Below are 15,131 nucleotides of genomic sequence, written 5' to 3'. Positions count from 1 at the left end.
CTAGTACACTTCAGTGCATTAAATAAACTTAACGTACGCAATTTATATACTCTAGGTTATCTTATGCCTTATGTATTGCTCCTTATTGGCTGTATAGGTTTACTTATTGGGAGTGTTGGTTTAAACATTAACCAGATACAACAATTTGATTTTTCAAGCGTTGTATGGATGAGTACACACCGTTTAGAGGTCTTAAATGGTTTAGCACTTACCCTATCCTATCTGGGCGGCTTACCGTCAATGATTGTGATCGCAGGGCTATGCAATTTATATTTCATACGCCTCAAACAATATGCGAATGTACTGATGATCAGCATTGGTCTACTTGGTGCTTCGGCAATTGGTTGGATTATTAAATATCTAGTCAATCGTCCAAGACCTGATGAAATCTACCAAATGGTGCAAACCTATGGTGCTTCATTTCCTAGTGCCCACAGTATTTATGCTGCTATTGTCTGCTGTTCGATTATGTTTATATTTCAAAAGCATCGCCAAGCTAAATGGATTAGCTTAGGGGGCTTTTTATGGTTTCTAAGCATGGGGGGATCTAGAGTTTATCTAGGTGCACATTTCCCAACTGATGTACTCACTGGATGGGGTATAGGTGTCATATGGGCTGCTATTTTATGGCTCATACTGTCACGAGAAACGTTAAGACAGAACAAATTATTTTTAGATAAAAATCTAAACGAGGTGGAATAATGATGTCGGCAAAGCTTTGGGCCCCTGCCCTTACTGCTTGTGCTCTCGCAACAAGTATTGCACTTGTAGGCTGCAGCAAAGATCCTAAATCAGCACAACAAGCTGGTGGTGCTGCCCAAAAAATGCCGCCGACTGAAGTTGGTGTCATTGTTGCTCAGCCACAAAGCGTAGAACAAACTGTTGAACTTTCAGGTCGTACTTCAGCGTATCAAATCTCTGATGTTCGCCCACAAACAAATGGTGTTATTTTAAAACGTTTGTTTACTGAAGGCAGTTTTGTTCGTGAAGGTCAACCTCTTTATGAGATTGACTCAAGCATCAATCGTGCAAACTTAGACAGTGCAAAAGCAGCTTTAGTACGTCAGCAAGCAAATTTAAATGCATTGCAAGTTAAAGCAAATCGTTATCGTCAACTTGTCGGCATCAATGCTGTTTCTAAGCAAGAATATGATGATTTACTTGCTCAAATCAAACTTGCAGAAGCAGATATTTCAGCATCAAACGCTGCTGTTAAAAATGCGCAAATTGACCTAGGTTATTCGACAGTTCGTTCGCCTATATCAGGTCAATCTGGTCGTTCTTCAGTCACTGCTGGCGCTTTAGTCACTGCAAACCAAGCCAATGCTCTGGTCACGATTCAGCAACTTGACCCAATTTATGTAGACATCAGCCAATCAAGTGCTGAGCTATTACGTCTACGTCAACAATTAAGTCAAGGTAGTATTGATCGTAGCAACAATACCAAAGTTCGTCTAAAACTTGAGGATGGTAGCTACTACGGTGTGGAAGGAAATCTTGCATTTTCTGATGCAAGTGTAGATCCAAGTACTGGTTCTGTGACTTTACGTGCAGTCTTCTCAAATCCTAACCATTTATTATTGCCAGGTATGTTTGCCAATGCGCAAATCGTACAAGGCTTAATTCCAAATGCTTACTTAGTTCCACAAGCTGCAATTACACGCACACCAACCGGTCAAGCGATCGCGATGATTGTAAATGCAAAAGGTGTAGTAGAAAGCCGTCCTGTAACGACTGTAGGTGTTCAAGGTAAAGATTGGATTGTCACTCAAGGTCTAAACACAGGCGATAAAGTGATTGTAGATGGGATTGCCAAAGTAAAACCAGAACAAGAAGTTGTTGCTAAACCGTATCAACCTCAAGCGGTTGCACCACAAGCAGGTGCTAAACCAGGTACAGCAGCACAACCTGTTCAACAAAATAAGTCTAGTGAACAAAAAGCTACTTCAAATGCATAAGGGGTAGACGAATATGGCTCAATTTTTTATTCATCGCCCTATTTTTGCATGGGTGATTGCACTGGTGATTATGTTGGCGGGTATTCTTACGCTAACAAAAATGCCTGTTGCTCAATATCCAACAATTGCCCCTCCTGTGGTGACAATTGCTGCAACTTATCCTGGAGCTTCGGCACAAACTGTTGAGAACACAGTAACTCAGATCATTGAACAACAAATGAATGGTCTAGATGGTTTACGTTATATCTCATCGAACAGTGCGGGTAATGGTCAGGCATCAATCAACTTGAATTTTGAACAAGGTATTGATCCAGACATTGCACAAGTTCAAGTACAAAACAAATTACAGTCAGCGACCGCACTTTTACCCGAAGATGTACAACGTCAAGGGATAAAAGTGACCAAATCTGGCGCAAGTTTCATGCAAGTACTTGCATTTTATTCGCCAGATGGCAGTCTTTCTGGGGCTGACATTAAAGACTATGTAAACTCAAATATTTCTGAACCACTCAGTCGTGTTGCAGGTGTAGGTGAAATTCAAGTCTTTGGTGGTCAATATGCAATGCGTATTTGGCTAGACCCAGCTAAAATGACCAGTTTGCAAGTGACACCAAGTGACATTGCTGCTGCTATTCGTGCGCAAAACTCACAAGTAGCTGTAGGTCAATTGGGTGGTGCACCAGCGATCCAAGGTCAAGTTCTTAACGCGACTGTCAATGCACAAAGCATGCTGACAACTCCTGAACAATTTAAAAATATCTTCCTGAAAAACACTGCTTCTGGTGCTCAGGTTCGTTTAAGTGATGTTGCTCGTGTAGAACTAGGCTCAGATAACTATCAATTTGATTCTAAATTTAATGGTAAGCCTGCTGGCGGTGTAGCAATTAAACTGGCAACAGGTGCAAATGCACTTGATACAGCGGCTGCTGTAGAAAAACGTCTTACTGAGCTACGTAAAAACTACCCAGATGGTCTAAAAGATAAGCTTGCTTATGACACTACACCATTTATCAAGCTTTCAATTGAAAGTGTGGTACATACCTTAATTGAGGCAATCGTTCTTGTATTCTTCGTGATGTTCTTATTCTTACAGAACTGGCGTGCAACGATTATCCCAACAATGGCTGTTCCTGTGGTTGTACTGGGTACATTTGCAGTTATTAATATTTTTGGCTTCTCAATCAACACCTTAACTATGTTCGCCATGGTGCTCGCGATTGGTCTCTTGGTCGATGATGCAATTGTTGTGGTTGAGAACGTCGAACGTGTGATGCAAGAAGAACATACGGGTCCAGTTGAAGCCACTGAAAAGTCGATGAAACAAATTTCAGGTGCTTTAGTAGGTATTACCAGTGTATTGACTGCTGTATTTGTGCCAATGGCATTCTTCGGTGGTACTACAGGTGTAATTTACCGTCAGTTCTCGATCACACTGGTTACAGCGATGGTTTTATCATTAATCGTTGCTTTAACCTTTACCCCTGCTCTTTGTGCGACATTGTTAAAACAGCATGATCCAAATAAAGAACCAAGCAATAACATTTTTGCGCGTTTCTTCCGTTGGTTTAACCGTAGCTTTGATAAAGTAGCTGAGAAATATCAAGGTGGTGTCAATCGTATGACCCATCATAAGATCTTCTCTGGTGTGATCTACGTTGCTGTGATTGTTGCTTTAGTCGGACTGTATAAAATGCTCCCCTCTTCTTTCCTACCAGAAGAAGATCAAGGCATGGTTATGACGCTTGTTCAATTACCACCAAGCGCCAGCCTTGAACGGACAGATAAAGTCATCACCACCATGACCAATTACTTCTTAAATGAGGAAAAAGCCAATGTAGATACTATCTTTACAGTTTCTGGCTTCTCATTTACTGGTGTCGGGCAAAATGCTGGTTTAGCATTTATGAAACTGAAAGACTGGAGTGAACGTACAACACCTGAATCACAAATTGGTGCCATTATTCAACGTGGTATGGCACTAAATATGATTGTCAAAGATGCATCGTACATCATGCCATTGCAATTACCAGCAATGCCAGAATTAGGTGTTTCATCAGGTTTTGATATTCAGTTAAAAGATGCAAGTGGTCAAGGTCACGAGAAGCTAGTTGCTGCACGTAATGCTGTTTTAGGCATGGCTGCACAAGACAAACGTCTTGCTGGTGTTCGTCCAAATGGACAAGAAGATACACCTCAATATCAAATCAACGTTGACCAAGCGCAAGCGGGTGCAATGGGGGTTAGTATTGCGGATATTAATTCGACCATGAGCATGGCTTGGGGTGGTTCTTATATCAATGACTTCGTAGACCGTGGTCGTGTGAAAAAAGTCTATGTTCAAGGCGAATCAAGTGCTCGCATGATGCCTGAAGACTTAAACAAATGGTATGTACGTAATAATAGCGGCACTATGGTTCCATTCTCTGCATTTGCAACAGGCCAATGGACTTATGGTTCACCTCGTTTAGAACGTTATAACGGTGTAGCTTCTGCAAACATTCAAGGTACACCAGCACCGGGCGTAAGTTCGGGAGATGCCATGATGGCTATGGAAGAAATTATTGGTAAGTTACCATCTATGGGCTTAACAGGTTTCGACTATGAGTGGACTGGTCTATCTTTAGAGGAACGTGAATCTGGTAGCCAAACTGTTCCGCTTTTGATTCTTTCTCTGCTTATTGTATTCCTTTGCCTTTCAGCTTTATATGAAAGTTGGTCAATCCCTGTTTCAGTATTATTAGTAGTACCTTTAGGTGTTATTGGTGCATTTACTTTAACGTGGTTGGGAATGGTCATCAAAGGTGATCCTAACTTATCATTTAACATCTATTTCCAAGTCGCGATCGTTGCAGTCATCGGTTTGTCTGCAAAAAATGCGATTTTGATTGTAGAGTTTGCAAAAGAGTTGCAAGAACAAGGCGAAGAATTGTTTGAAGCGACATTGCATGCTGCAAAAATGCGTTTACGTCCAATTATCATGACGACTTTAGCGTTCGGTTTCGGTGTATTGCCACTTGCTTTATCAAGCGGTGCAGGTGCCGGTAGCCAACACTCAGTTGGTTATGGTGTATTGGGTGGTGTAATTAGCTCAACACTTTTAGGTATCTTCTTTATTCCTGTGTTCTTCGTATGGATTCGTAGTATCTTTAAGTACAAACCTAAAAATCAAAATATTCAGGAGCATAAATCGTGATGCAGAAAGTATGGTCTATTTCAGGTCGTAGCATTGCGGTATCTGCACTTGCGCTTGCTTTGACAGCTTGTCAAAGCATGCGTGGCCCAGAACCCGTAGCTCAAGCAAACATACCAACAGGTTATATTCAAAATAACACTGGTACATCTATTGCTGAACAAGGTTATAAAGAGTTTTTTGCAGATCAACGCTTACTTCAAGTAATTGATCTTGCTTTAGCCAATAACCGTGATTTACGTACAGCAACATTGAACATTCAACGTGCTCAACAAGCTTATCAAATCACTGAAAACAATCAGTTACCAACGATTGGTGCAAGTGGTGGTCTTTTACGTCAAGATCAAGGTGTTGGTGCTCAAACACGTTATAATGTTGGTCTCGGTGTAACTGCTTATGAGTTAGACTTCTGGGGCCGTGTAAAAAGTTTAAAAGACAATGCTCTTGATACTTATTTATCGACCGCGAGTGCCCGTGATGCAACGCAAATCAGCTTAATTGGTCAAGTTGCTCAAGCTTGGTTAAATTATTCATTTGCCAATGCGCAACTTAAACTTGCTGACCAAACATTAAAAGCTCAACTTGATTCTTATAACCTCAACAAAAAACGTTTTGATGTTGGGATCGACAGTGAAGTTCCTGTTCGTCAGGCTCAAATTTCTGTTGAAACCGCACGTAATGATGTTGCCAATTATAAGACTCAAATTGCCCAAGCTCAGAACTTATTGAATCTACTTGTTGGACAATCAGTTCCTGACAATTTATTGCCTACACAACGTGTGACGCGTATTACCTCGAATGCTGTGTTTGCATCAGGATTACCAAGTGATTTGCTCAACAATCGCCCAGACGTAAAAGCAGCTGAATATCAGCTTTCTGCTGCTGGCGCGAATATTGGTGCTGCGAAAGCACGCTTGTTCCCAACAATCAGTTTGACGGGTTCTGCGGGTTATGCATCTACTGATTTAAGTGATTTATTTAAATCAGGTGCATTCGTTTGGTCTTTAGGCCCTAGTCTTGATATTCCTTTATGGGATTGGGGTACACGTAGAGCAAATATTAAAATTTCAGAAACAGATCAACAAATTGCATTATCTGACTATGAAAAATCAATTCAATCTGCTTTCCGTGAAGTTAATGATGCATTAGCGACTCGCCAAAATATTGGTGATCGTCTTTCTGCTCAAAAACGTTTAGTTGATGCGACCAATACAACGTATAAACTTTCAAATGCTCGCTTCCGTGCAGGTATTGATAGTTTCTTATCTGTATTAGATGCACAACGTACCTCTTACTCTGCTGAACAAGGTTTATTGCTATTAGAGCAAGCGAACTTAAACAATCAGGTAGAAGTCTATAAAACACTGGGTGGTGGTTTAAAAGCCAACACTGCGGATCAAATTGCACAACCGGCCTCTTCATCTGAATTGAAATATCATTCAAAAGATAAAAAAGTCAGTTAATATCAATTTGATGATCTAAGCTCACTTCGGTGGGCTTTTTTTATTGCTTTTTAGTGGATAATTTCCTATGTTTAAAGTAAGACATCATCAATGAATATTTAAAATGAAACTCAGTAATTTAGAAACTATTCCAGCCCATGTAATAAAGCAACAGCTTGATGTCGTTTATGGAAGCACAGTCCGCAGCAAACATGTCGGACGTGACTTTATGGCTGGTCTAAAAAATATTGTCGGTGGTGAACTCAAAGGCTATACCGAATTATTAGAAGAATCGCGTCAAGAAGCCATGAATCGTATGATTGAAAAAGCACGTGGTTTAGGTGCCAATGCAATTGTCGGTATCCGTTTTTCTACCTCTAATATTGCACAAGGTGCTTCAGAACTTTTTGTTTATGGTACTGCAGTCATTGTTGAACCGACCACGACACAACTTCCTGATCCATTTTCAAAATAGGCGAAACAGATGGATGGTTTAATTTTTAAAATTGGGCTCACACTGGTTCTGTTTTTTATTGGCTGGGGGTTTGGACGTTTTATCGAACAAAAGCATTTAAAAGAATTGGCAGACAATGAACAACGGCTTGCTCATATTCGGATTGATACCAATAAGTTCCAAGTCTCTGAAAAGCATGGACAACTCATCAGTAGTAATGTGGTCATTTCACATGATTATTTTAAATATATTATCGCGCAAATTCAGAACTTCTTTGGTGGTCGTTTAACCACCTATGAGAGTGTCGTCGATCGCGCACGTCGCGAAGCAATTGTTAGATTAAAACAGGAAGCTGAAAATATTGGAGCAACGCATATTATGGGCTTACGTTTAAGTACCACTGAACTCGGTATGCAAGGTGGAATGGTTGAAGTCTTTGCCTATGGAACAGCAACTTAATCTCACTCCTCTTTTTTAAATAATCATCATGATTTTTTCATCAGAATACATAATCGCTGTTGGACTGTCTGGTTTTGTATTCCGGTGATGTAAAGATCTGGGAATATCTAAACCATAACAAAAATGAAAAAATCTTAACTTCATGAACAGGTTAGAGATCATGAAAGCTTTAGCACTTAAAATAAGTATCGGATTACTGTCTATGCTTCCATTCACAATAAATGCAGAATTGATTGTATTGGCTTCGCCACAAAGTCAAGATAAGTACTATGCAGAAAAAATCGATGATATCTTTGATTTCCACGTCGATTATGCAAAGAAAATTATTCAAAATGGTGACAATGTGATGATCTTAACCGATCAACAACTTTACCCTGATTATGTTAAAGCACTCGGTAAACAGCATGTCACTATTGCGCCTATGCAAGATATTTGGATGCGTGATTTTAGTAGTGCTAATCCCAATCAACCTGTTCTTTTTCGGTATACCGCAGCAGGACAAGGTGCAACCAAAAAAGCTCAAGCCATCTCTGATGATGTTCAATCAGACTTTAAAGCCTATAGTCAAAAGGCTGGCCTAAAATTTACCCAGACCCAACTGCTCAATGATGGTGGTAATTGGGTTGAAGATGGCTATGGCAATGCTGTGTTAAGCACCAAGTTCTTAGCTGACAATCATTTAACCGAAACCCAAGCAAGAGCACAGCTGATCCGTTTGACAGGTGCTAAACATATTGCATTTATTGAAGCGGATGAACAAGGTGGTTTAGAACATGCGGATGGCGTGGTGAGCTTTATAGATCAGAATACGTTAGTGATTAACACCTATCCTGAAGATCCCGACTATGCAAAACAGTTAAAAATTGATTTAAAACGCGGTATTCCAAATATCAAAATTCATGAAATCACCACGCCTTATGATGGCAGTGAGATCTATGATGAAAAATTTGGTTCGGCTTGTGGTTTATATACCAATATGCTGGTTACGCCTGAGCGTATTTATTTTCCGCAATTTGGTATTAAACAAGATGCACTGGCATTACAGCAAATTCGTCGTCTAACCAAACGAACAGTCATCCCAATTCACTCTGCACAGGTGTGCCATATGGGGGGTGGAGTGCGCTGTATGTCATGGCAATTAAGAGGCAAAAATGCTGAATTATTATTAAACTACTTCAATAAAATACATTAAGCATTCGATTTTTACCCTTTCAAATATCCTGTTATTCTAAAAGCATTCATCTTTTAGCTCACTGCTATTTTTTCGCTAACGAGAAGATGGATGTTGAATAATCAGCATTACGCTGCAATGACTTAATTTTATTGATACTCTTGTACTGTACTGCCTATCGGTACTGATATTCATCTTTAAAACTTTTAGGAAATTGATATTTTTTCCTATCAAATTTTAAAACAAACCGTTGTTGCGATGAGTGATGATTAACTTCTTGGCAATCCTCGTTTATCACTTGCGTCTGGTAGCGTTTAATTTTGCTATTGACCAAAATATCCGTATATTTCTTGGTTTGGGTTGACTGCATGACTAAGGTAGAAGCGCGTTCTTCAATATCTGCATTACAATGCATATCTACTTCTGCCCGATTACGTGTCACAATCAAGCTGTCCAGAATTTGTTGTTTATTTTTAAGGTCATATAAATTTAAAAGTTGCATAGAAAAAGGAAAGGGCTGTGAGTGACCTGAGTAATTTAATCTTAGACCCAAAGCTCTATTTGAATCAGTGACTTTATAATTTGCAGTATCCAGCTCAATAGAATTTAAGCTAATTGCGTCCGAAACCATGCGTTCAGCAACAGCATAGTGATAAATCACCTTTAAATTTTTTGGATTAAACTTAAATAAGTCTAAAGCATAATCCCTTTCTTCTGCATTTCCTTTTACAGGAATCCATTGGGCATAGGCCATGATCATATTTGAATTATCGACCGGATCGAGTTTACAGTCGATTAAAGACTGTTCAACCTTTACAATTTTAGCCTGCTTCAATATTTGTGCGACAACTTGAGTATCATCACAAATATTTGCATAAACCGCACTGATCAATATGAATTGTAGACTGATGATTTTAAATATTATTTTCATTAGGTTTAACATGGATTTTGTGCTTATAGATAGAGACGGAACATATTAAGAAAAAGCGCTTATACAATGTATAAACGCCATCAATACACATAAAATTTATGAATTTTCAATCACTTTACTTTCATTTTGCGAATCATTTTATAAAGTGTCGATGGTGATAGACGAGAAACCAACACACCCAATTTCTCTTTACGCCCACCCACGACAATATATTCTTGACCTTTTAATAAAGCAGAAACTGTTTTCTGCGCAAAATCATCAGCTTCTAATCCATTTTCAATGGCTTCATCCTGATGTGCCTGTGCTTTTCCTGCACCATTTAAGGCATTGAAAGATACATTGGTTTTTACAAAACCAGGGAAAATAACAGAAACATTAACACCATCTTGTGCCACTTCTGCGCGTAAACTGTTTGCCCACATATGAATCGCTGCTTTTGCTGCAGAGTAAGATGCCCGATATTGCGTCCCCAATAAGCCCGCAACGCTAGAAATATACGCAATTCGCCCAGATTTTTGAGCTAAAAAGGTTGGTAAAACCAATTTGGTCAAAAACACTTGAGAGAAGTAATCAATTTCCATAATCGCACGTTCAGTTTGCATTGTGGTATCAGCAATCAGTGCCCTTTGGCTTAAACCCGCATTGTTGATCAACCAATCAATACGCCCTTTCTCATCTAAGACTTGTTCATATGCATGGCGTACTTGTGCTTCATCGGTAATATCCATTGCCACAGAAATATGATGATCTGGGTTAAGAAGACTTATACGAACTTTTTCAAGTTCTTCTAAACGTCTTGCACTTAAAACCACTTGTGCACCTTGTAAAGCACATTCAGCAGCCAAGGCTTTACCAATCCCTGAAGATGCGCCTGTAATCCAAACCACCTTTCCTTCTAAGCTTTCCATTTTATTATGCTCTTGAATATGGTGAATAAATATTAGACCACGTGACCCACCAAATCAATCAAGTGATTTGCTTTTAAAAACTAACCTTCAACTAAAAACTTTTTAAAATGTTCTGCATAATGTTGCGCCTTTTCTACATTGCGAGGATTGTATTCATCGCCAACTTTTTCTAAGCGTTTATAGCCAGTACTGGTGATCATATTAATCACACCATTTAAGGTTTTATCGACCACAAAGTTAAATTTTAACAAAGTCTTAGGGTCACGGATAAATTCTGATACACCGAGGTCAATAATTTTAACCAAATTTTTTAGTGTCACAGGCAAAGCACTGGTATCCCCTTGAATGACCTTTTGAATATTGCTAGTCGCTTCTTGCCCTAAGCTACGGTCTAATTGGTAATACATCACCACTTCAGTTGCATCTGAATCTTCAAACTTTTTAAGAATATGGTTTGCCACAGGCTTTAGACGATCATTACTAAAAAAGGAAATTGACCACGGCATATATTTTTTTAATGCCCCTTCAATCTGATCAAAAATCTGTTCAGCTTCTTTGAGCTTTTTCTTCCCTGTCGCATCTAGTGCATCATTTTTACGTTGTTCATCAAGTAAGGTTCCAAAAACCTGATCCAGCACTTGGCATGACATTTCGGTAAAGACATTGCCTAATTGTTTTGCCAAATCTCTTTTTTCGCCATGATTCAAACTTTGGGTAATGCTTTTTAACTCTTGGTACGTTTGCTGTTTAATCAATAAATCGATTTTATACTGCATTGTTATGTGTCCTTTTGTTGTTTTGTCCTATTCAATTTTGATCTTAGCAAAACTTGAAATATCTTGCATTGTCTTTAACCACTGCTATTTGTTGAATATCAATCACAAATACTCTCAACAAATCAAATATCTAAAACACGCATTTGTAAATATGACTCAGTTAAAACCCCACAATATCCAACATTTGTCATATTTAAGATCGATAAAAACCACAAATGCATCTTGTATTCTCATGTTTTGATTGCTGCATTCAATTCAAGATAAATATGCCATAACAGGAATCAACATTCCTAATGAATATTTGCTACAATGAATGCAATTTTTTACTTACTTTTGATCTGTTTTTACTATGACTGATTCAGCGCAAAATATTGCTACAACCTACGATCCTACCGAGATCGAGAAAAAATGGTACAAGACTTGGGAAGAGAAAGGTTATTTCCAACCGTCTCGTAAAGGCGATTCATTCTGTATCATGATTCCGCCACCGAACGTCACAGGTAGCTTGCACATGGGTCATGGTTTTAACAATGCCATCATGGATGCCTTGACACGTTACAACCGAATGTCAGGCAAAAATACTTTATGGCAACCGGGTACTGACCATGCGGGTATTGCAACTCAAATGGTGGTTGAGCGTCAATTGGCAGCTCAAGATATTAGTCGTCATGACTTAGGCCGTGAAAAGTTCATCGACAAAATTTGGGAATGGAAAGAACAATCTGGCGGTACAATTACCCGTCAAATTCGTCGTCTTGGCTCATCTGTAGATTGGTCACGTGAACGTTTCACCATGGATGATGGCCTGTCAAATGCTGTTAAGGAAGTATTTGTAAAACTGCATGAACAAGGTTTGATTTACCGTGGCAAACGCTTGGTAAACTGGGATCCTAAACTACAAACTGCACTTTCAGACCTAGAAGTTGAATCAGATAAAGAAGAACAAGGTTCATTGTGGCACTTCAAATACTTCTTTGAAGATAAGTCTCTACGTACTCAAGACGGTCACGATTATTTAGTGGTTGCAACAACCCGTCCAGAAACATTACTGGGTGATACTGCGGTTGCAGTTGCTCCAGATGACGAACGCTATGCACATCTTGTTGGTAAAAATATTATCTTACCAATTACGGGTCGTGCGGTTGCAATTGTTAAAGATGAATATGTTGATAAAGAATTCGGTACAGGCTGTGTAAAAATCACCCCTGCACATGACTTCAATGACTATGAAGTGGGCAAACGTTGTGAACTCGCAATCATCAACATTTTCAACAAAAATGCCGAAGTTTTAGCTGATTTTGAGTTTATCGCAAAAGCTGGCGAAGCGATTTCTAAAACCATCCCAGCACCAGCTGACTATATTGGTTTAGAGCGCTTTGCTGCACGCAAAAAATTGGTTGCACAAGCTGAAGCTGAAGGTTGGTTAGACCAAATTCAACCGTATACGCTGAAACCACCACGTGGTGACCGTTCAGGTGTGATCATTGAACCATTATTGACCGACCAATGGTATGTCAAGATTGCGCCTCTTGCAGAGCCTGCAATCAAAGCAGTAAAAGACGGCGATATCAAATTTGTGCCTGAACAATACAGCAATATGTATATGGCTTGGATGAACAACATTCAAGACTGGTGTATTTCTCGTCAATTGTGGTGGGGTCACCGTATCCCAGCTTGGTACGATGCAGAAGGCAACATTTATGTTGGTCGTTCTGAAGAAGAAGTTCGTGAAAAAAACAATATCACTGCTGATATTGAATTAAACCAAGATGAAGATGTACTGGATACATGGTTCTCTTCAGGTCTTTGGACATTCTCTACACTGGGTTGGACCGGAGATGAAGCAAAAGATAAAGAAAACTATTTCTTAAATACATTCCATCCAACGGATGTATTGGTTACTGGTTTTGACATCATTTTCTTCTGGGTTGCCCGAATGATCATGATGACCATGCACTTCATGAAAAATGAAGATGGTACACCGCAAGTTCCATTTAAAACTGTATATGTACATGGTTTGGTTCGTGACGGTGAAGGTCAAAAAATGTCTAAATCTAAAGGGAACGTACTCGACCCATTAGATTTGATTGATGGTGTAGATCTTGAAACCTTAGTACAAAAACGTACCACTGGTTTAATGAACCCTAAAGATGCACCAAAAATTGAGAAATCTACACGTAAAGAATTCCCTGAAGGTATTCAAGCTTACGGTACAGATGCGGTTCGTTTTACTTTCTGTGCACTTGCCAATACTGGACGTGACATTAAGTTCGATATGAAACGTGTTGAAGGCTATCGTAACTTTGCCAACAAAATCTGGAACGCAACCCGTTTCGTGATGATGAACTGTGAACAACAGCCAATTGGTCAGGAAATCCGTCAAGATCTTTGGGAACTTCCTGAACAATGGATTGTCAGCCGTTTACAAAAAGCGGAAGCTGCCGTTCAACAAGCGTTTGCAACCTACCGTTTAGATTTAGCTGCTCAAGCAATTTATGAGTTCATCTGGAATGAATACTGTGACTGGTATGTAGAACTGACCAAACCAGTACTAAATGATGAAAAAGTATCGACTGAGCGTAAAGCAGAAGTTCGTCGTGTCCTTCTTTCTGTAATGGAAGCGTCTTTACGTCTTGCACATCCAATCATGCCATTCTTAACTGAAGAAATTTGGCAGACCCTGGCACCAATGATTGGTATTGATGGTGAAACCATCATGCTTGCGCCATACCCTGTTCCTAACCCTGAACGTGTCAATGAACAGGCTGAAGCAGATATGCTTGGGTTACAAGGCTTGATTGGTGCTGTACGTAATATTCGTGGTGAAATGGGCTTAGGTAATGCACGTTTATTGCCTGTATTGCTTCAAAACGCGACTGATGCTGAAAAAGCACAGATTGCACGTATTGAACCATTGTTTAAAGCATTGGCTAAAGTTGAAAGCATTACCTTCTTAACCGAAGCTGAGCAACCACCATTATCTTCATCTTCTGTTGTTGGTCATGTGTCTGTATTTGTACCAATGAAAGGCTTGATTGATCCAAAAGCAGAACTTGCTCGCTTGCAAAAAGACTTAGACAAGGTTCAAAAACAGCATGACCAAATTGCTTCTAAACTTGCAAATGAAGGCTTTGTGGCTAAAGCACCTGCTGCGGTTGTTGAAGGTGAAAAGGTTAAACTTGCTGAATTTGTAGATCAGTTAGCTAAGATTAAAGCCAATATGGAGCAGATTGCGGCGCTTTAAGCTAAGCTTGCAATTTTGCCTCTAAAGAAGGAAGCTTAATTATGCTTCCTTCTTTTTTTGAGTAAAATAATGAATATTATAGAAGAATTTAAAGAATATCTATTAAAGCAAAATTTAGAAATCAAAGAACCTGCAACCTTGATTGAGGTCGAACAATTTGAACAACAATATAAGCTCAAGCTTCCGCAAATTTTGAAAGCGTATTTTACACTTTGTAATGGTTCAGGTGAGATGAATTGTAATAATGAAGGATTTTCATTTTTTACTTTAGCTGAATTTAGACCTGTAAAAGATTTAAAAGGGATTGAAAACTTTCCTCATACAAATTGCTTTGTATTCTCTGAGTTCTTACTCTGGATTACCGCGTATGCAGTAAAACTAGACGAATATGGCAATGAATTAGGCATTTATGAAATCTGTAATACGCATAATAAGGTTTGTAATAGTTTTGAAGAGTTTATTTTACTCATAATGAAAGATGATTTAGAAATACTTGATCGATGATGTTTTTCCGTACAGCATTCAACAATTTCATATCCATTTAACTTAAAGATTAGTTATCAAAATAAAGCGAATTGATACACTCTAATTTTTCAAA

General features: G+C 39.1%; 12 protein-coding genes. 9 read left to right on the top strand and 3 right to left on the bottom strand.

Annotated features, from left to right (window positions below):
- Positions 1-63 precede the first annotated feature (63 nt).
- The 7 genes from AC4CUY_RS03865 (at position 64) to AC4CUY_RS03835 (ending at position 8,695) form a co-directional block, all read left to right on the top strand.
- Positions 64-702 (top strand): phosphatase PAP2 family protein, encoded by a 639-nt coding sequence (locus AC4CUY_RS03865; RefSeq protein WP_336952793.1) that lies wholly within the window; start codon positions 64-66, stop codon positions 700-702.
- Positions 702-1,958: an efflux RND transporter periplasmic adaptor subunit gene (locus tag AC4CUY_RS03860; protein ID WP_490773689.1), complete on the top strand. Its 1,257-nt coding sequence runs from the start codon at positions 702-704 to the stop codon at positions 1,956-1,958. Before AC4CUY_RS03865 ends, AC4CUY_RS03860 begins: the two co-directional genes overlap by 1 nt.
- Positions 1,959-1,971: 13 nt before the next feature.
- Positions 1,972-5,151: a multidrug efflux RND transporter permease subunit AdeJ gene (gene adeJ / locus AC4CUY_RS03855; protein WP_336952795.1), complete on the top strand. Its 3,180-nt coding sequence runs from the start codon at positions 1,972-1,974 to the stop codon at positions 5,149-5,151.
- Positions 5,151-6,611: a multidrug efflux RND transporter AdeIJK outer membrane channel subunit AdeK gene (gene adeK / locus AC4CUY_RS03850; RefSeq protein ID WP_336952986.1), complete on the top strand. Its 1,461-nt coding sequence runs from the start codon at positions 5,151-5,153 to the stop codon at positions 6,609-6,611. Before adeJ ends, adeK begins: the two co-directional genes overlap by 1 nt.
- A gap of 103 nt (positions 6,612-6,714) precedes the next feature.
- The gene (locus AC4CUY_RS03845; protein WP_336952796.1) at positions 6,715-7,065 is read left to right on the top strand and encodes a YbjQ family protein; all 351 of its coding nucleotides are present in this window, start codon (positions 6,715-6,717) and stop codon (positions 7,063-7,065) included.
- A gap of 9 nt (positions 7,066-7,074) precedes the next feature.
- Complete coding sequence (locus tag AC4CUY_RS03840; protein WP_056514420.1) at positions 7,075-7,503, top strand: YbjQ family protein; 429 nt, start codon at positions 7,075-7,077, stop codon at positions 7,501-7,503.
- Between the two features lie 160 nt (positions 7,504-7,663).
- On the top strand, positions 7,664-8,695 hold the full coding sequence (locus AC4CUY_RS03835; RefSeq protein ID WP_490773688.1) for an agmatine deiminase family protein: 1,032 nt from the start codon (positions 7,664-7,666) through the stop codon (positions 8,693-8,695).
- A gap of 154 nt (positions 8,696-8,849) precedes the next feature.
- Here the strand turns inward: AC4CUY_RS03835 and AC4CUY_RS03830 are convergent, their stop codons facing one another.
- The 3 genes from AC4CUY_RS03830 to AC4CUY_RS03820 all read right to left on the bottom strand — a co-directional run bounded on the left by AC4CUY_RS03830 (position 8,850) and on the right by AC4CUY_RS03820 (position 11,289).
- Entirely contained in the window at positions 8,850-9,617 is a 768-nt protein-coding gene (locus AC4CUY_RS03830) for a PA3715 family protein (protein ID WP_336952799.1), read from the bottom strand.
- A 98-nt stretch (positions 9,618-9,715) separates the two neighbouring features.
- Positions 9,716-10,513 carry an SDR family NAD(P)-dependent oxidoreductase gene (locus AC4CUY_RS03825; protein ID WP_004722584.1) on the bottom strand — a complete coding sequence of 266 codons (798 nt, stop codon included), beginning with the start codon at positions 10,511-10,513 and terminating at the stop codon, positions 9,716-9,718.
- Positions 10,514-10,593: 80 nt separating this feature from the next.
- Entirely contained in the window at positions 10,594-11,289 is a 696-nt protein-coding gene (locus tag AC4CUY_RS03820; protein WP_004722586.1) for a hypothetical protein, read from the bottom strand.
- 349 nt (positions 11,290-11,638) lie between these two features.
- Between AC4CUY_RS03820 and AC4CUY_RS03815 the strand changes: the two genes are divergently transcribed.
- Positions 11,639-14,533, top strand: coding sequence for a valine--tRNA ligase (locus AC4CUY_RS03815; RefSeq protein WP_419327604.1), 2,895 nt, complete (start codon positions 11,639-11,641; stop codon positions 14,531-14,533).
- A 69-nt stretch (positions 14,534-14,602) separates the two neighbouring features.
- Positions 14,603-15,037: an SMI1/KNR4 family protein gene (locus AC4CUY_RS03810; RefSeq protein WP_490773687.1), complete on the top strand. Its 435-nt coding sequence runs from the start codon at positions 14,603-14,605 to the stop codon at positions 15,035-15,037.
- Positions 15,038-15,131 lie beyond the last annotated feature (94 nt).

The sequence above is a fragment of the Acinetobacter sp. 778_lipA genome (assembly GCF_058242985.1).
Note: the sequence above shows the minus strand (reverse complement) of the source record. Positions and strands in the feature narration are given on the sequence as shown.